The organism is Pseudomonas sp. FP198 (assembly GCF_030687895.1).
Taxonomy (GTDB): domain Bacteria; phylum Pseudomonadota; class Gammaproteobacteria; order Pseudomonadales; family Pseudomonadaceae; genus Aquipseudomonas.
This window is the reverse complement of sequence record NZ_CP117452.1, coordinates 1,771,452-1,788,834: the sequence shown is the minus strand read 5'-3', so window position 1 is coordinate 1,788,834 and position 17,383 is coordinate 1,771,452. Positions and strand designations below refer to the sequence as shown.

Below are 17,383 nucleotides of genomic sequence, written 5' to 3'. Positions count from 1 at the left end.
CTCTCCGCCCGTTAGTCAGAGCCTGGATCTGGCCGCACGCCCTTGACACCAAACAATGCCGCTGCCCAGCAGATCAGAAAAAACAGACATTTGTCCCGAACCCGTCGCCGACAGCGCCAGGCACTAAAAGACAATTTTAATAATTGCACGCGCTCCATGCTTAGCCAACTCTGGACAAAAGGATCGGTAGTTTCCCCCACCAGACGGGCGATCAGCCGGATCTGGGAGAACCACCAGCCATCGTGAATTGTCTGATAACGTAAAATCAGCGATCTCAATCCGACGTTGGCCCCGAACTGATTACGCTCATGTTGGCGGTATTGCAGGGATGGCTTTGGATCAATGAACCATTTGAAGTTGCGGCTACGCGCAAAAGCGTAGCAATACCAATCATGCAAACTGACGCTCTGCAGATCAGCCCAGTTGGCCAGAATGGATTTCTTTATAGCCGATGCCACTTGTTGACTCATTACATAAGTACAACCTGGGCCCGCCGCCTCGAATAGATAGTCCCACCGGACCTGAGCTTGAGCTTTGTCAAGCAACCGGGTTTTTCCATCCGGCCAAAAAGCAGTGACATTACTGGAATAGACGTCCACACCATGTATCTGAATGGCGTGGGTCGCACGCTCGAGCTTGTCCTCATGCCATATATCATCTTGGTCGGCGAAGGCTACATAGTCATAATCTTCAAAACTTACATCACGAAGTAGCCTGAAAAAATTACGTGCCGCTCCACCCAAGGTGTCACTGGGAGGTAATATTTCCACACGTTTATTCGTGGCAGCATAACGAGTGCACCATTCGCTGGTACCGTCAGTGGATGGATCGATACTAATAAAGACAGTCACGTCACTCGCCGACTGGCAAAGGATCGAAAGCAGCTGCTCTTCGATCCACTGTATGCCATTGCAGGCAGCCAGCAAAACCGCAACCCTGGGATATTTCACTGGCATTATTTCCTGCTTATATCGTCAAACCAGGTTTAACGACTTAGCTTCGGTCAGTGGGAAGGTGAGTTCAGCAGCTTTTGCAAATACTGACCATAACCAGTCTTCTTCAACGCATCCGCTTGGGCACCTAGCTGTTCGGCAGTAATCCAGCCGTTGTTATAGGCAATTTCTTCCAGGCACGCCACCTTCAGCCCTTGACGTTGCTCGATGGTGTGCACGAAATGACTCGCCTCCAGTAACGAATCATGAGTACCCGTGTCCAGCCAGGCAAAGCCACGACCAAGCATTTCAACATTGAGAGACTGTTGCTCGAGGTAGACCCGATTGACATCAGTAATCTCTAATTCGCCACGCGCAGAGGGCTTGATGCTCTTCGCGATTTTGACGACCTGATTGTCATAAAAATACAATCCTGTCACCGCATAGCTGGATTTGGGTTCGAGAGGTTTCTCTTCAATACTCAAGGCCCGACCATCGGCGTCAAACTCAACCACCCCGAAACGCTCAGGGTCCGAAACGTGATAACCAAAAACGGTGGCGCCGTGTAGTTGTGTGCTGGCGGAGCGTAAGTTGTCAGAGAAATGCTGACCATAAAAAATATTGTCGCCCAGAATCAAGCAACATGGATCAGAACCAATAAACTCTTCGCCAATAATGAAGGCTTGCGCCAAGCCATCCGGACTGGGTTGCTCGGCATAGCTCAGTTTGATTCCATAATGAGTGCCGTCACCTAGCAGCTTGCGAAAGCACGGCAAGTCTTCAGGGGTGGAAATAATCAGAACTTCACGCATGCCGGCAAGCATCAGCACTGACAACGGATAGAAAATCATCGGTTTGTCGTAGATGGGAAGCATCTGTTTCGATACGCCCAACGTCAACGGATGCAGCCGCGTGCCCGAACCGCCAGCGAGAATAATACCTTTACGATTTGTTCCGGTCATTTATTTAGAACTTCCCTAAGCATTCGGGTTACGCCACTTTGCCAATCCGGCAGGCGTAGTGAAAAATTATCGCGCAGTTTTTGAGTATTCAGACGAGAGTTTAGCGGCCGACGCGCGGGGGTAGGGTAATCACTGGTTTCGATCGGGTTCACAGTAGTCACCATCAATGACTCTCCCTGGCTGCGAGCGAAGTCAATGACATAGCTGGCATAGCCATGCCAAGACACCTCGCCGCTGGCAGCCAAGTGATAAACACCGCTTAACTCAGGACATACCATGGCTTTCTGAATCGCCAAGGCAGTCACGTCGGCGATCAGGTCCGCGCCAGTAGGTGCTCCAACCTGATCAGCGATAACATTCAAAGTCTCACGTTCCTTGCCCAGGCGCAGCATCGTTTTTGCAAAATTATTACCCCGGGCACCGTATACCCAACTGGTGCGAAACAGTAGGTATTTGCAACCTGAAGCGATAATTGCCTGCTCACCGACGGATTTGCTTGCGCCGTAGTGATTCACCGGAGCTACTGCATCGGTCTCTTGCCAGGCCTTGGTCCCCTGGCCGTTGAAGACGTAGTCAGTTGAATAATGAATCAGCCATGCGCCTCGGGACGCCGCCTCCTCAGCCATGACTCGAGTGGCAGAGCCGTTGACCAGTTGAGCCAGCTCGGTTTCGGACTCGGCTTTATCAACAGCAGTGTAAGCCGCCGCATTGACAATTATGTCAGGCTTAACCTGACGAATCGTCGCACGCAGCATATCAAGGTTGGACAGATCGCCACTCAGGCCATCGGAGGAATGACGATCCAGGGAGATGAGATCACCAAGCGGAGCAAGCGAACGCTGTAGCTCCCATCCTACCTGCCCGTTTTTTCCGAGAAGAAGAATTTTCATGCCTTACCTGATCGATCGCTATAGTTCTGATCAATCCACTGCTGGTAGCTACCACTCTTCACGTGCATCACCCATTCATTGTTTTTCAGGTACCACTCGACGGTTTTACGGATACCGCTTTCAAATGTCTCCTCTGGCACCCAGCCCAATTCTCGTTGGATCTTGCTGGCATCGATGGCGTAACGCTGGTCGTGGCCTGGGCGGTCCTGAACATAGGTGATCAGCTGGGCATGGGGACGATGAACAGACTCGGGGCGCAATTCATCCAGCAGCGCACACAATGCATGCACAACTTCAATATTCTGCTTTTCGTTGTGACCGCCGATGTTGTAAGTCTCGCCAATCACACCTTCCGTTACCACCTTGTATAGCGCCCGGGCATGATCTTCCACATAGAGCCAGTCACGTATCTGGTTGCCTTTGCCGTACACCGGCAGAGGCTTGCCTTCCAACGCATTGAGAATGATCAGCGGAATAAGTTTTTCGGGGAAATGGCAGGGGCCGTAGTTGTTCGAGCAATTGGTCACCAGCGTCGGCAAGCCGTAAGTACGGCTCCAGGCGCGGACCAAGTGATCAGAACTGGCCTTGCTGGCCGAATAAGGCGAGCTTGGCTGATAGGGGGTTGTTTCGGTGAACAAGTCTTCCGGACCCTCGAGGTCACCATAGACTTCATCCGTAGAAATGTGATGGAAACGGAAATTGGCTTTTCGTGCTTCATCCAGCGCAGCCCAATAATGGCGGGCGGCTTCAAGCAAGGTGTAAGTGCCGATGATGTTCGTCTGAATGAACTCGGACGGTCCGGAGATCGAACGGTCCACATGGGACTCCGCAGCCAGATGCATGATCGCGTCAGGCTGGTGATCATGCAGGACGCGATCCATTTCAGCGCGGTCGCAGATGTCTACGCGCTCGAAAGCATAACGGGGACTCTGGCTGACTTCGGCCAAGGATTCCAAATTGCCGGCGTACGTGAGTTTGTCGACATTCACGACCGTATCTGTGGTATTGGAGATGATATGACGAATGACGGCAGAGCCGATAAACCCGGCGCCGCCAGTGACTAAGATTTTCACGCGAACCATACCCTTGAGCTGTCAACAGGCTGCCAACCGAGCGCTGTCTAATCCATGAACACAAAGCCATTTTCTGTGGGGCTTTGTTACGCTGACTGGACACGTAGACGCCATGTCCGATCAAGCGGAACATTTTACAGATTAATGGACTATTTACTAACGGATATAGACTGTCCGGCGTTCACTGGGTCTCGCCGAAATGCATGACCAACCTTCAGACCAGACGCTTACGCTTGATGCGGCCCACTAACCATCCGAGTAACGGACCGAGCAGCATGCCAAGCAACAACGCAACGACACTGATGACAGATACCGGCAATTGAGGCCCAGCCCAGCCCAGAAATGACAAGGAAACCTGCTCTTGGTTTTCCAAGACAAATGCGAGAACAATGAGAATTGTCAGCAGCACGAACACCGCAAAAAGAATACGTTTTAGTTTAGTCACTTTCCTGCTCCTCGTTCAGGCGCAGTCAAACGCCCTCCTCCTCTTCGTTCACACGATCCCGAAGCTCCTTGCCCGGCTTGAAATGCGGAACAAATTTTCCATCCAGGCTAACGGACTGACCGGTTTTGGGATTACGGCCTACACGTGGCGCCCGATAATGAAGAGAAAAGCTGCCAAAACCTCGAATCTCGATTCGATCGCCTGTAGCCAGGCATTGGGACATTTGCTCAAGCATGGTCTTGATGGCCAGCTCCACATCCTTGGATGAGAGTAGCCCTTGATGGGTGACAATCCGTTCGATCAACTCCGACTTCGTCATGTTTTTCCCTTCTTTTTCAAGCAGCTAGGAAAATCGCTTAACAGGTTTTAGCATGACCGGAGGGATTTGAACAGCCTATGTATTGACATATATTCAAGGTTGCGCAGATGCCCCGTTTTTGTGCAGATATCCAATGTGACCGGCGCTCATCGACAGATAACCAACATCGTGCGAGTCAGATAGCCGGCTGGGTTGATGCCAAAAGGATAGATATCTTCGTCCCTGGCGTCATCGGAACGCGTGATGACTTTGTATCCTGCACCTTTGCATTCTTTCGCCGCGCGCTTATGGCATTTGTCCCAACCAGAACCCAACCCGGAACAATCGACCTGTACGCCGCTGACCCCACGCACTGCTCGTGTCTTCGCCTGTGTACTACAACCGACGAGCATCAGAACGACCAATACGACCATTAGCTTTTTCATTCATTTCCTTAGAAACGGGACATCAGGTTTTATCCGCAACGATCCAGCCAACGCCAACGCAATCAAACGATTACCTTGTTACAGAAAGGACACCCTTTCGCCAGAAATGGTTTCGCCACCGAAACATATCAACGGCTCCGACGACGCGCCGCCCTGAACTTCCGCCCGGCATCTACCAGCGCCATACCCGCATCCACAGGTGCTCGCCAGCCTAAAACATCCCGCGCCTTGCTGGAGTCGATAACAAGACTTGCACATAGCTGTTCAAACGCCCCACGCATGCCCACCGCGCGAGCCCCCCATCGCATCAGGCCCTCTGGCGCAGGAAAAAGCAAAATCCCTTTGTCCATACCTTCCGCCAATCGCTCAATGATCTGCGCGGTCGAAAAATCCATCCCATCAGCTACCAAAAATGTTTCGTTAGCAGCAGCCGGATGGCGGGAGCACAGGAAAATGAAGTCCACCAGATTCTCCAATGCAATCATGCTGCGACAATTATGGATAGAGGCGAATGGCATCGGAAGCCCTGTGGCAACCAATCTCAGCAGACGACGAAAGTTGCCCGGAGCATGGCCAGCGTATACAAGCGGCGGCCGAATGATGACAAGTTCCATACCGGAGCCTTTTAGCAACCCGGTCAGCGCCTGCTCGGCCTCCCATTTTGAAATTGCGTAGTCCGCCTTGGGGGAAGGTACTGACTCTTCGTTGAATGGAACCCTCCCAGTAGCAGAACCATTTACACCGATAGAGCTGATAAAGACGAAGCGCTTTACACCAGAGGCAAGCGCCTTACGAGCCAGATTCACCGTGTACTCGACATTATCGACCCGATACATATCCAAGGATGAACCCGAAGAATCCTTTAGCACATGGGCACGACCAGCTAGATGAATCACGGTAGCAACATCATCAGGGAAAGACGGATCGCCTCCACTACAGACGAACTGCTGTACGGCATTTGGAAGCTCTTGGCTCCGCCGGCGAACCAGGGCGATGACCTCTGCCTCCTGTCGTAGCAAGAGTTGCCGTATAAGGGCTTGGCCAATGAACCCGGTAGCCCCGGTAACTAGTACTTTTTCTGAAGTCATCAATAACCTGCTCCGAGGACCCATGAGCCGCCCCGCCCCGGACCGTCAGCTTCCAACCGGTGCGAGTCCACTCCTCGACCATAAGCGTTGCTCATGTGCACCTCCAGGGGTTGCGCTAGCCAAATGTTGAGCAAGAAAAAGGGCGACCGAAGTCGCCCTTTTTTATGGTCTGACAGAACTCAGTTCTGCTTTTCCATCTGTGCACGCAGCAGGTCGCCCAGAGTGGTAGGACCAGGAGCATCAGTAGCTGGCTTCTCGCGCAGGCTCTGGATTGCTTCTTTCTCTTCAGCATCGTCTTTCGACTTGATGGAGAGCTGGATTACGCGGCTCTTGCGGTCAACGCTGATGATCTTGGCTTCTACTTCTTCGCCTTCTTTCAGAACGTTACGCGCGTCTTCAACGCGGTCACGGCTGATTTCGGAGGCTTTCAGAGTCGCTTCGATATCGTCGGCCAGGGTGATGATGGCGCCTTTGGCGTCAACTTCTTTCACGATGCCCTTAACGATTGCGCCTTTGTCGTTCTCTTGGACGTACTCGGAGAACGGATCGCTTTCCAGTTGCTTGATACCCAGGGAGATGCGCTCGCGCTCTGGGTCAACCGACAGGATAACGGTGTCCAGCTCGTCGCCCTTCTTGAAACGGCGCACGGCTTCTTCGCCCACTTCGTTCCAGGAGATGTCGGACAGGTGAACCAGGCCGTCGATGCCGCCGTCCAGACCAATGAAGATACCGAAATCGGTGATCGACTTGATGGTGCCGGAGATTTTATCGCCCTTGTTGAACTGGCCAGAGAAGTCTTCCCATGGGTTGGACTTGCACTGCTTGATGCCGAGGGAGATACGACGACGCTCTTCGTCGATGTCCAGAACCATGACTTCCACTTCGTCGCCGACTTGTACGACTTTCGAAGGGTGGATGTTCTTGTTGGTCCAGTCCATTTCGGAAACGTGTACCAGGCCTTCAACGCCTTCTTCCAGCTCAGCGAAGCAGCCGTAGTCGGTGAGGTTGGTAACACGAGCGGTGACGCGAGTGCCTTCTGGGTAACGGGCTTTGATAGCGACCCATGGATCTTCACCCAGTTGCTTCAGGCCCAGGGAAACACGATTGCGCTCGCGATCGTACTTCAGAACCTTGACGTCGATCTCGTCGCCAACGTTGACGATTTCCGAAGGATGCTTGATACGCTTCCAGGCCATGTCGGTGATGTGCAGCAGGCCATCGACGCCACCCAGATCGACGAATGCGCCGTAATCGGTGAGGTTCTTGACGATACCCTTGACCTGCTGGCCTTCCTGCAGCGATTCCAGCAGAGCTTCACGCTCGGCGGAGTTCTCGGCTTCCAGGACACTGCGACGGGAAACGACAACGTTGTTGCGCTTCTGGTCCAGCTTGATGACCTTGAATTCCAGCTCTTTGCCTTCCAGGTGCGTGGTGTCGCGCACTGGACGGACGTCAACCAGGGAACCTGGCAGGAACGCACGGATGCCGTTAACGTCGACAGTGAAGCCGCCTTTAACCTTACCGTTGATAACGCCCTTGACCACTTCCTCAGCTGCGAAGGCCGCTTCCAGAACGATCCAGCATTCAGCACGCTTGGCTTTTTCACGGGACAGCTTGGTTTCACCGAAGCCATCTTCAACCGAGTCCAGCGCAACGTGAACTTCGTCACCGACGTTGATGTTCAGTTCGCCAGCGTCGTTGTAGAACTGCTCAAGCGGGATCAGCGCTTCAGACTTCAGACCAGCGTGAACGGTTACCCAGCGAGCCTGGTAATCGATATCAACGATAACGCCGGTGATGATGGAGCCTGCCTGAAGGTTCAGGGTTTTCAAGCTTTCTTCAAAGAGTTCCGCAAAGCTTTCGCTCATTTTAATTCCTGTTGATTAGGGCGAAGTAAACGCCCATCTCCACACCCCAGACGATGTGGGTTAGTTTCATATAAAAGAAGCGCCACAGGACTATGACTGGTCCCCTGCGGAGCTTCCTGTCACCCGGCGATATCGCGAAGCGCGATTTCGCTCATGATGCGTTGCAACACCTGATCAATGGACAACTCCGTGGAATCCAGCTGAATCGCATCGGCCGCCGGCTTTAGCGGGGCGACTGCGCGCTGGGTATCACGCTCGTCGCGTGCACGGATCTCATCTAGCAGACTCGACAGACTAACATCCTCGCCTTTGCCCTTCAACTGCAAATATCGGCGGCGAGCCCGCTCCTCCGCGCTGGCGGTGAGGAATATCTTCAGCGGCGCATCCGGAAATACCACCGTGCCCATGTCGCGGCCATCGGCCACCAGCCCCGGCGGCTCCTGGAATGCCCGTTGGCGCTGCAACAGCGCTTCGCGTACCGCCGGCAGCGCGGCGACCTGGGAGGCCCCGGCGCCAACGCTTTCGGTACGGATGACGTCGCTGACTTCGTCACCTTCCAGGATGATGCGCTGCAACTGGCCATCGGTGGCGGCGATGAACTGCACGTCCAGATGGGCGGCCAGGGCCTTGAGCAGTTCCTCGTTGGTCAGGTCGACGCCATGGTTCTTGGCGGCGAAGGCCAGCAAGCGATAGAGGGCGCCGGAATCGAGCAGATTCCAGCCCAGTCGCTTGGCCAGCATGCCGGCGATGGTGCCCTTGCCCGAGCCGCTTGGGCCATCGATGGTGATGACCGGTGCCTTGATGTTCACGACTGTGCCTCTTGTGCTACTCGAATACCGACCTGCGCGCACAACGCCAGGAAGTTCGGGAACGACGTGGCGACGTTGGCGCAGTCGTGGATGCGGATCGGCGCGCTGGCGCGCAGGGACGCAACACTGAATGCCATGGCGATGCGATGGTCGCCATGGCCATGGACTTCGCCACCGCCAATCTGGCCGCCATCAATGATGATGCCGTCCGGCGTCGGTTCGCATTTGACGCCAAGGGCCAGCAGGCCGTCGGCCATCACCTGGATGCGATCCGACTCCTTGACCCGCAGCTCTTCGGCGCCGGTCAGCACTGTGCGGCCTTCTGCGCATGCCGCCGCCACGAACAGCACCGGGAACTCGTCGATCGCCAGGGGGACCAGCGCCTCGGGAATTTCGATGCCTTTAAGCTTAGCTGCTCTTACGTGCAAGTCTGCAACAGGCTCGCCGCCCACTTCACGCTGGTTTTCCAGGGTGATGTCGGCGCCCATCAGGCGCAGGATGTCGATCACGCCGGTACGGGTCGGGTTGATGCCAACGTGTTCGAGCACCAGGTCGGAGCCTTCGGCGATCGACGCGGCCACGAGGAAGAACGCCGACGAGGAAATATCGCCCGGAACTTCGATGTGGGTCGCGGTCAGCTTGCTGCCCGATTCGACAGATGCGGTAGCGCCGTCAACGCTGACCGGATAACCGAAGCCACGCAGCATGCGCTCGGTGTGGTCGCGGGTCGGCGCCGGCTCGGTGACGGTGGTCTTGCCTTCGGCATACAGGCCGGCCAGCAGCAGGCAGGATTTAACCTGGGCGCTGGCCATCGGCATGGTGTAGGTCAGGCCCTTGAGCTTGTTGCCGCCGCGAATGGTCATCGGTGGGCGACCGTCGGCAGCGGTCTCGATCACCGCGCCCATTTCCCGCAGCGGGTTGGCGACACGGTTCATCGGACGCTTGGACAGCGAGGCGTCACCGGTCAGGGTGCTGTCGAAATCCTGGGCGGCCAGCAGGCCGGACAACAGGCGCATCGACGTGCCGGAGTTGCCCAGGTAGATCGGGCCCGGAGCGGGCTTCAGACCGTGCAGGCCAACACCATGGATAGTCACGCGGCCGTGGTGCGGCCCCTCGATGACCACGCCCATGTCGCGGAACGCTTGCAGCGTTGCCAGGGCGTCTTCGCCCTCGAGGAAACCTTCCACCTCGGTCACGCCTTCAGCCAGGGAGCCGAGCATGATCGAGCGGTGGGAAATCGATTTATCGCCCGGTACACGAATCCGCCCACTCAGGGAGCCACCAGGTTGTGCCAGGAAAATCAGATCGTTGGAGTTCATAGCGTCCACATAGGCCCGACGGGCCAGGATTTTACTGAAATGCTCGCGGGCCACCCTGGCGCGCGTGAAAACGCCCAGCAATTGGTGCCCGTCCCCTGCATCGACCGCGTCGCGCAAGGCGTCGAGATCGCTGCGAAATGTATCGAGTGTGCGCAGGACAGCTTCGCGGTTGGCGAGGAAGATGTCGTGCCACATGACCGGGTCGCTACCCGCGATTCTCGTGAAATCGCGGAAACCGCCGGCAGCGTAACGGAAGATCTCAAGATTTTCATTGCGTTTGGCTAATGAATCCACCAGACCGAACGCCAACAGGTGCGGCAAATGGCTGGTGGCGGCCAATACTTCGTCGTGTCGCTCGACCTGCATGTGCTCGACATCGGCCCCCAGCTCGCGCCACAGACGGTCCACCACCGACAATGCTGCGGGGTCGGTCTGGTCCAGCGGCGTCAAAATGACCTTGTGACGACGGAACAGCTCGGCATTGGATGCCTCTACCCCGCTCTGCTCGGAGCCGGCAATCGGATGACCGGGCACGAAGCGCGCCGGCATGCCGCCGAACGCCTCGGTCGCCGCCCGCACGACATTGCCCTTGGCGCTGCCGACATCGGTGAGAATCGCTTGCCCGAGGTCCATGCCGGCCAAGCGGGCGAGCAGTTTCTCCATGGCCAGGATCGGCACCGCCAGCTGGATCACATCAGCCCCTTGGCAGGCGACCAGCAGGTCATCCTCGCAGCGATCCACCACGCCCAGCTCGACGGCGAGCCTGCGCGATTGCGGATCGAGGTCGACCCCCACCACTTCCCGGCACAGCCCGCTTTCACGCAGGCCCTTGGCGAACGAACCGCCGATCAACCCCAGGCCGACCACCACCAGGCGACCGATCATAGGTGTCGCAGGTTGCAGCGAGGTGACATCAACCACGAGCCAGGACCTTGCTCAGCGCCTCCAGGAAACGGCTGTTTTCCGCCGGCAGGCCGACGGTGACCCGCAGGTGATTCGGCATGCCGTAATTGGCCACCGGACGGACAATCACGCCTTCGCGCAGTAAGCCCTGAAACACCGGCGCCGCGACGCAGCCCACGTCGACACAGATGAAATTGCCCTTGGAAGGAATCCAGCTCAGCCCCAGCTCACGGAAGCCGGCTTCCAGCTGCTGCATACCGGCCTCGTTCAAGCGGCGGCTCTCGGCCAGGTAGGCCTCGTCCTGCAAGGCGGCGCAGGCGGCGGCCAGGGCGAAGCTGTTGACGTTGAACGGTTGACGCACGCGGTTCAGCACATCGGCCACCACCGCGGTGGAGAGGCCGTAACCGACCCGCAGCGACGCCAGGCCATAGGCCTTGGAGAAGGTGCGCGACACCAGCAGGTTCGGGTACGCGGCGAGGAAGTCCAGGCCGTCGGGCAGGTCGCTGCCCTCGGCGTACTCGATGTAGGCCTCGTCCAGCACCACCAGCACGTGCTCGGGCACGTCCTGCAGGAAGTCGTCCAGGGCCTGGGCATCGAACCAGGTGCCGGTCGGATTGTTCGGGTTGGCGATGAAGACCACGCGGGTATTGGCGTCTATGGCGGCCAGCATGGCCTGCAGATCGTGCCCCCAATCCTTGGCCGGAACCACATGGGCATCGGCACCAACGGCCTGGGTGGCAATCGGATAGACCGCAAACGCATGCTCGCTGAACACAGCGTTGAGGCCCGGCGCCAGATAGGCGCGAGCGACCAGCTCGAGAATGTCGTTGGAGCCGTTACCCAAGGTCACCTGGCTCAGCTCGACGCCGCAGCGCTCGGCCAGCAGGCTTTTCAAGGCAAAGCCATTACCATCGGGGTAGCGGGTCAGCTCGGCCAGCTCGTCGCGGATCGCCGCCAATGCCTTGGGGCTTGCGCCCAGCGGGTTTTCGTTGCTCGCCAACTTGACGATGCTGGCCGGATCCAGATCCAGCTCGCGAGCCAGTTCGTCCACAGGCTTGCCTGGAACGTATGGCGAAAGTTGTTGCACGCCTGGCTGCGCCAGTGCGAGGAAGTTGCCACTCATTGCTATCCGCCCTTAAAGAACTGCCTTGGGGTAGGAACCCAGCACCTTGAGTGCCACTGCTTCCTGACTGATTTTCTCCAGCACACCCTTGACCAGCGGATCGCGGTGGTGGCCGACAAAATCGATGAAGAACACGTAGGTCCATTTACCGCTGCGCGACGGACGGGTCTCGATCCGCGTCAGGTCGATCCCATTGTCGTGGAACGGCACCAGCAATTCGTGCAGCGCGCCCGGCTTGTTGCTCATGGAAACGATGATCGAGGTCTTGTCGTCGCCGGTCGGTGGGACTTCCTGGCTGCCGATCATCAGGAACCGGGTGGAGTTGTCCGGACGGTCCTCGATTTTCTCGGCCAGGCGCGTCAAGCCGTAGAGGCCTGCCGCCATATCCCCGGCGATGGCCGCCGAATTCCACTCGCCCTTGACCCGCTTGGCCGCTTCGGCGTTGCTCGACACCGCCACGCGCTCGACATTCGGGTAATGCGCGTCCAGCCATTTGCGGCACTGGGCCAGGGACTGGGCGTGGGAATAGATGCGACTGATGCTGTCGGTCTTGGTGCTCTCGCCCACCAGCAGGTGGTGATGGATCCGCAGCTCGACTTCGCCACAGATCACCATGTCATGCTCAAGGAAGCTGTCCAGCGTGTGGTTGACCGCGCCTTCGGTGGAGTTTTCCACCGGCACCACACCGAAATTCACCGCGCCAGCGGCCACTTCGCGGAAGACTTCGTCGATGGCCGCCATCGGCTTGCTGATCACCGCGTGACCGAAATGCTTCATGGCGGCAGCCTGGGTAAAGGTCCCTTCCGGCCCCAGGTACGCGACTTTCAGCGGCTGTTCAAGGGCCAGGCACGAGGACATGATTTCGCGAAACAGCCGCGCCATCTCTTCGTTGCCCAGCGGGCCCTTGTTGCGCTCCATGACGCGCTTGAGCACCTGGGCTTCGCGCTCCGGCCGGTAGAACACCGGCACTTCGCCTTCAGCCAGGGAGGCCATTTTCACCCGGGCGACTTCCTGGGCGCAGCGTGCACGCTCGCTGATCAGTTCCAGGACTTTTTCGTCGAGGGCGTCGATGCGCAGGCGCAGCGCCTTGAGTTCTTGCTCGGACATCAGCCGTGTTCCTTCTCGAACTCTGCCATGTAGGCGATCAGCGCGTTGACGGCGTTGATGTCTACGGCGTTGTAGATGGAGGCGCGCATGCCGCCGACCGAGCGGTGGCCCTTGAGGTTCAGCAGGCCGCGCTCGTCGGCGCCGGCCAGGAACGGTTTGTCGAGACGGTCGTCCGCCAGGCGGAACGGCACGTTCATCCACGAGCGGTCGGATTTGTTGATCGGGTTGCTGTAGAGGCCGCTGGCGTCGATGAAGTCATACAGCGTGCGCTGCTTCACTTCGTTGAGCTTGCCGATGGCTTCGACACCGCCCTGCTCTTTCAGCCACTCGAACACCAGGCCCGACAGGTACCAGGCCAAGGTCGGCGGAGTGTTGTACATCGAGCCGTTGTCGGCGGCGACCTTGTAGTTGAGCATGGTCGGGCACAGGGAACGGGCGCGACCGAGCAGGTCTTCGCGGATGATCGCGACCAGGATGCCGCTTGGGCCGATGTTTTTCTGGGCGCCGGCGTAGATCATGCCGAAACGGGAGATATCCACGGGACGCGAGAGGATGTCGGAGGACATGTCGGCCACCAGCGGCACGTCACCGGTTTCCGGGATCCAGTTGAATTCCAGGCCACCGATGGTTTCGTTCGGCGCGTAGTGCACGTAGGCCGCGTCCTTGGACAGGTTCCACTCGTTCTGGCCGGGGATCGCGAAATAATCGTAAGGCTTGGCGGTGGCGGCAACGTTGACGTGGCCGTAGCGCGACGCTTCTTCGATGGCTTTTTGCGACCAGATACCGGTGTCGATGTAGTCGGCCTTGCCACTTTCCGGCAACAGGTTCAAAGGAATCTGCGCGAACTGCTGGCTGGCGCCGCCCTGCAGGAACAGCACTTTGTAGTTGGACGGGATGTTCAGCAGATCACGCAGGTCCTGCTCGGCCTTGGTGGCGATGGACACGAACTCATCGCTGCGATGGCTCATTTCCATGACGGACAGGCCCTTGCCATGCCAGTCGAGAAGTTCACCCTGGGCGCGTTTCAGGACCGCCTCAGGAAGCGCCGCCGGGCCGGCACAGAAGTTATAGGCTCTCTTGCTCACATCCAATCTCGCTCTGATCTGGTGGTCACTTAAATCTTCTGGTTTGCACCGCTCCCACAGGGGCCACCGCTCACTCAAGGTATGGATGAATCCGTGGCGAGGGAGCTTGCTCCCGCTGGGCTGCGCAGCGGCCCCCTCTTTGTTGTGAGCGCTTCGCACTCAAGCGGGAGCAAGCTCCCTCGCCACGATAAATCCAACAAGCCTCAAGAGAGGGGCAGTCCCATAGGGAACGCGCAGTGTCGCAAATTTTCAAACGGAACAAACAACAAGGGGGCGAATCTTCATCCGCCCCCTGTGTGTCCGCTTAGTCCTGCGGTTCTTCTTCGTCTGCGGCGGCATCGAGTTGTTGGTCGCCGACGCCGTCGTCGCCATCAGCACTGAGGGTGCCGTCGAACGCCACGCCTTCCTCGCCTTCCTCGCCTTCCAGCTCCTCGCCTTCGACTTCCGACGGCTCCTGGACCCGCTCAAGCCCGACCAGCGTTTCGTCGCTGGCGAGTTTGATCAGTGTCACGCCCTGGGTGTTACGACCCAGGCTCGACACTTCGGCAACACGCGTGCGCACCAGGGTGCCCTGGTCGGAGATCAGCATGATCTCTTCACCATCGAGCACCTGGACAGCGCCGACCAGACGACCGTTACGCTCGTTGCTGACCATGGCGATCACGCCCTGGCCGCCACGCTTGTACTCTGGGAACTCGCTGATGGCGGTACGCTTGCCGTAGCCCCGCGCGGAAGCGGTGAGGATCTGGCTGCCTTCTTCCGGAATCAGCATGGAAATCAGCTTTTGCCCTTCCGGCAGGCGCATGCCGCGAACACCACGGGCGGTACGGCCCATGGCGCGGACGTCGGATTCCTTGAAGCGCGTGACCTTGCCGCCGTCGGAGAACAGCATGACTTCACGCTCGCCGTCGGTAATGGCAGCGGAAATCAGCACGTCGCCTTCGTCCAGCTCCAGCGCGATCAGGCCGACGCTACGCTGACGGCTGAAGGATTCCAGTGGGGTCTTCTTCACGGTGCCCTTGGCGGTCGCCATGAAGATAAAGTGACCTTCGGTGTATTCCTCGACCGGCAGCATGGTGGTGATGTATTCGTCACTGTCCAGCGGCAGCAGGTTGACCAGCGGACGACCACGGGCCGCGCGGGACGCTTCGGGGATTTCGTAGGTCTTCAGCCAGTACACCTTGCCCTTGCTGGAGAACAGCAGCAGCGTGGTGTGGCTGTTGGCGACCAGCAGGTGAGCGATGTAGTCCTCGTCCTTGACGCCGGTCGCCGACTTGCCTTTGCCGCCGCGACGCTGGGCCTGGTAGGCGGCCAGCGGCTGGGTCTTGGCGTAGCCACCGTGGGAAATGGTCACCACGCGCTCTTCTTCCGGAATCATGTCGCCCAGGGTCAGGTCGAGGCGCGCATCGAGGATCTCGGTGCGGCGCACGTCGCCGTACTCGGCGCGGATCACTTCCAGTTCTTCGCGGATCACTTCCATCAGGCGCGTGGCACTGTTGAGGATGCGGATCAGCTCGCCGATCTGGTTGAGGATCTCCTGGTACTCGGCCAGCAGCTTCTCGTGCTCCAGACCGGTCAGGCGGTGCAGGCGCAGTTCCAGGATGGCTTGCGCCTGTTCCGGGGACAGGAAGTACTTGCCTTCGCGCAGACCGTACTGCGGATCGAGGTTTTCCGGACGGCACGAGTCGGCGCCAGCGCGCTCGACCATCGCCACTACCGCGGAGGATTCCCAAGGGGTGCTGATCAGCGCTTCCTTGGCTTCCGACGGGGTTGGCGAGGCCTTGATCAGGGCGATGACCGGGTCGATGTTCGACAGGGCAACGGCCTGGCCTTCAAGGATGTGGCCGCGTTCGCGAGCTTTACGCAGTTCGAATACGGTCCGCCGGGTAACCACTTCGCGACGGTGACGCACGAAGGCTTCCAGCAGGTCCTTGAGGTTCAGGATCCGCGGACGGCCGTCGATCAGCGCGACAATATTGATGCCGAACACGCTTTGCAGCTGGGTCTGGGCGTAGAGGTTGTTGAGGATCACCTCCGGCACTTCGCCACGGCGCAGTTCGATCACGACGCGCATGCCGTCCTTGTCGGACTCGTCACGCAGCTCGGTGATGCCTTCGAGTTTCTTTTCTCTTTCACCAGCTCGGCGATCTTCTCGATCAGGCGGGCCTTGTTCAGCTGGTACGGCAGCTCGGTGATGACGATCTGCTGGCGGCCACCGACCTTGTCGATGTCCTCGACGGTCGAGCGGGCGCGCATGTAGATGCGACCGCGACCAGTACGATAGGCCTCGATGATGCCGGCGCGACCGTTGATGATCGCCGCCGTCGGGAAATCGGGACCGGGGATGTATTGCATCAGCTCATCGACGGACAGCTCGGGGTTGTCGATAAGGGCCAGGCAACCGTCGATGACTTCACCGAGGTTGTGCGGCGGGATGTTGGTCGCCATGCCCACGGCGATACCGCTGGAGCCGTTGACGAGCAGGTTCGGGATACGCGTCGGCATGACCGCCGGGATCATCTCGGTGCCGTCGTAGTTCGGCACCCAGTCGACGGTTTCCTTGTGCAGGTCGGCCAGCAGTTCGTGGGCCAGCTTGGTCATGCGCACTTCGGTGTATCGCATGGCCGCGGCGTTATCGCCGTCCACCGAACCGAAGTTGCCCTGGCCGTCCACCAGCAGGTAGCGCAGGGAGAATGGCTGGGCCATCCGAACGATGGTGTCGTACACGGCAGTGTCGCCGTGGGGGTGATACTTACCGATCACATCGCCGACGACACGGGCGGATTTCTTGTACGGCTTGTTGAAGTCGTTGCCCAGCTCGCTCATCGCGAACAGCACGCGCCGGTGCACGGGCTTCAAGCCATCGCGCGCATCCGGCAGCGCCCGCCCGACGATTACGCTCATCGCGTAGTCGAGGTAGGACTGTTTCAGCTCGTCTTCGATATTGACCGGGAGGATTTCTTTGGCCAGTTCGCCCATGAGAAGCCTGATTCCTTTTTCTGGTGAAACCTCGCCACATCCAGATGGGATGAACG

At 58.3% G+C, this 17,383-nt stretch carries 14 protein-coding genes and 1 pseudogene; all 15 read right to left on the bottom strand.

Going from position 1 to position 17,383, the window contains the following annotated elements; genetic code table 11:
• Positions 1 to 11 precede the first annotated feature (11 nt).
• Positions 12 to 956, bottom strand: coding sequence for a glycosyltransferase (locus PSH78_RS08370; protein ID WP_305499703.1), 945 nt, complete (start codon positions 954 to 956; stop codon positions 12 to 14).
• 47 nt (positions 957 to 1,003) lie between these two features.
• Entirely contained in the window at positions 1,004 to 1,894 is an 891-nt protein-coding gene (rfbA, locus tag PSH78_RS08365; RefSeq protein WP_305499701.1) for a glucose-1-phosphate thymidylyltransferase RfbA, read from the bottom strand.
• Complete coding sequence (rfbD, locus tag PSH78_RS08360) at positions 1,891 to 2,784, bottom strand: dTDP-4-dehydrorhamnose reductase (RefSeq protein ID WP_305499700.1); 894 nt, start codon at positions 2,782 to 2,784, stop codon at positions 1,891 to 1,893. Before rfbD ends, rfbA begins: the two co-directional genes overlap by 4 nt.
• Positions 2,781 to 3,857: a dTDP-glucose 4,6-dehydratase gene (rfbB, locus tag PSH78_RS08355; protein WP_305499698.1), complete on the bottom strand. Its 1,077-nt coding sequence runs from the start codon at positions 3,855 to 3,857 to the stop codon at positions 2,781 to 2,783. Before rfbB ends, rfbD begins: the two co-directional genes overlap by 4 nt.
• A 214-nt stretch (positions 3,858 to 4,071) precedes the next feature.
• Entirely contained in the window at positions 4,072 to 4,302 is a 231-nt protein-coding gene (locus PSH78_RS08350) for a lipopolysaccharide assembly protein LapA domain-containing protein (protein WP_305499697.1), read from the bottom strand.
• Between the two features lie 25 nt (positions 4,303 to 4,327).
• Entirely contained in the window at positions 4,328 to 4,621 is a 294-nt protein-coding gene (ihfB, locus tag PSH78_RS08345; protein WP_025805547.1) for an integration host factor subunit beta, read from the bottom strand.
• A 146-nt stretch (positions 4,622 to 4,767) separates the two neighbouring features.
• A complete protein-coding gene (locus PSH78_RS08340) occupies positions 4,768 to 5,046 on the bottom strand; it encodes a hypothetical protein (RefSeq protein ID WP_305499694.1) in 279 nt (92 codons plus the stop codon).
• Between the two features lie 128 nt (positions 5,047 to 5,174).
• Complete coding sequence (locus PSH78_RS08335; protein ID WP_305499693.1) at positions 5,175 to 6,134, bottom strand: NAD-dependent epimerase/dehydratase family protein; 960 nt, start codon at positions 6,132 to 6,134, stop codon at positions 5,175 to 5,177.
• A gap of 179 nt (positions 6,135 to 6,313) precedes the next feature.
• Positions 6,314 to 8,002 (bottom strand): 30S ribosomal protein S1, encoded by a 1,689-nt coding sequence (rpsA, locus tag PSH78_RS08330; protein WP_186704721.1) that lies wholly within the window; start codon positions 8,000 to 8,002, stop codon positions 6,314 to 6,316.
• Positions 8,003 to 8,121: 119 nt separating this feature from the next.
• Positions 8,122 to 8,811, bottom strand: coding sequence for a (d)CMP kinase (gene cmk, locus PSH78_RS08325; protein WP_305499691.1), 690 nt, complete (start codon positions 8,809 to 8,811; stop codon positions 8,122 to 8,124).
• Positions 8,808 to 11,015, bottom strand: a complete 2,208-nt coding sequence (locus tag PSH78_RS08320) for a bifunctional prephenate dehydrogenase/3-phosphoshikimate 1-carboxyvinyltransferase (RefSeq protein WP_305501208.1) — start codon at positions 11,013 to 11,015, stop codon at positions 8,808 to 8,810. The genes cmk and PSH78_RS08320 overlap by 4 nt, the downstream gene beginning before the upstream one ends.
• A 28-nt stretch (positions 11,016 to 11,043) precedes the next feature.
• Positions 11,044 to 12,156, bottom strand: a complete 1,113-nt coding sequence (gene hisC, locus PSH78_RS08315) for a histidinol-phosphate transaminase (RefSeq protein WP_305499690.1) — start codon at positions 12,154 to 12,156, stop codon at positions 11,044 to 11,046.
• 12 nt (positions 12,157 to 12,168) lie between these two features.
• The gene (gene pheA, locus PSH78_RS08310; RefSeq protein ID WP_305499689.1) at positions 12,169 to 13,263 is read right to left on the bottom strand and encodes a prephenate dehydratase; all 1,095 of its coding nucleotides are present in this window, start codon (positions 13,261 to 13,263) and stop codon (positions 12,169 to 12,171) included.
• Positions 13,263 to 14,348 carry a 3-phosphoserine/phosphohydroxythreonine transaminase gene (serC, locus tag PSH78_RS08305; RefSeq protein ID WP_305499688.1) on the bottom strand — a complete coding sequence of 362 codons (1,086 nt, stop codon included), beginning with the start codon at positions 14,346 to 14,348 and terminating at the stop codon, positions 13,263 to 13,265. The genes pheA and serC overlap by 1 nt, the downstream gene beginning before the upstream one ends.
• Before the next feature lie 304 nt (positions 14,349 to 14,652).
• Positions 14,653 to 17,327, bottom strand: a pseudogene (gene gyrA, locus PSH78_RS08300) (DNA gyrase subunit A).
• Between the last annotated feature and the right edge of the window lie 56 nt (positions 17,328 to 17,383).

Coding starts and splice junctions, on each gene's coding strand:
- PSH78_RS08370 (WP_305499703.1), bottom strand. CDS start 956: ATGCCAGTGAAATATCCCAGGGTTGCGGTTTTGCTGGCTGCCTGCAAT.
- rfbA (WP_305499701.1), bottom strand. CDS start 1,894: ATGACCGGAACAAATCGTAAAGGTATTATTCTCGCTGGCGGTTCGGGC.
- rfbD (WP_305499700.1), bottom strand. CDS start 2,784: ATGAAAATTCTTCTTCTCGGAAAAAACGGGCAGGTAGGATGGGAGCTA.
- ihfB (WP_025805547.1), bottom strand. CDS start 4,621: ATGACGAAGTCGGAGTTGATCGAACGGATTGTCACCCATCAAGGGCTA.
- PSH78_RS08340 (WP_305499694.1), bottom strand. CDS start 5,046: ATGAAAAAGCTAATGGTCGTATTGGTCGTTCTGATGCTCGTCGGTTGT.
- PSH78_RS08335 (WP_305499693.1), bottom strand. CDS start 6,134: ATGACTTCAGAAAAAGTACTAGTTACCGGGGCTACCGGGTTCATTGGC.
- rpsA (WP_186704721.1), bottom strand. CDS start 8,002: ATGAGCGAAAGCTTTGCGGAACTCTTTGAAGAAAGCTTGAAAACCCTG.
- PSH78_RS08320 (WP_305501208.1), bottom strand. CDS start 11,015: ATGATCGGTCGCCTGGTGGTGGTCGGCCTGGGGTTGATCGGCGGTTCG.
- hisC (WP_305499690.1), bottom strand. CDS start 12,156: ATGAGTGGCAACTTCCTCGCACTGGCGCAGCCAGGCGTGCAACAACTT.
- pheA (WP_305499689.1), bottom strand. CDS start 13,263: ATGTCCGAGCAAGAACTCAAGGCGCTGCGCCTGCGCATCGACGCCCTC.